At 63.9% G+C, this 393-nt stretch carries 1 protein-coding gene; it reads left to right on the plus strand.

All coding sequences use genetic code 11. The features are described from left to right. Positions 1-393: class II aldolase/adducin family protein (locus IMZ11_RS44615; RefSeq protein WP_228649859.1), on the plus strand; the 393-nt coding region annotated here is incomplete at both ends.

Genomic DNA, 393 nt, shown 5'->3' on the forward strand with positions numbered 1-393 from the left:
CTCGAGGGGTTGTCGACCCACATCGAGGAGTCCACCCTGACGACGCGGCAGAAGCTGGCACTGACATGCCGAGCACTCTTCGATGCCGGCCACGACTCCGGCCTGGCCGGTCAGATCACCGCCCGGGCCGGAAAACCCGGTACCTACTACACCCAACGGTTGGGACTGGGGTTCGACGAGATCTCCGAAGACAACCTGCTGCTGGTCGACGAAGACCTCAACGTCCTGGAGGGCGAGGGCATGGCCAACCCCGCCAATCGATTCCATACCTGGATCTACCGCGCCCGGCCCGATGTGCAGTGCATCGTGCACACGCACCCCTTCCATGTCGCGGCGCTGTCCATGCTGGAAGTCCCGCTGAAGGTGTCCCAGATGGATATCGCGCCCCTCTAC

This window comes from Microtetraspora sp. AC03309, from assembly GCF_020826795.1.
In the GTDB taxonomy this organism is placed as follows: Bacteria; Actinomycetota; Actinomycetes; order Streptosporangiales; family Streptosporangiaceae; genus Microtetraspora; species Microtetraspora glauca.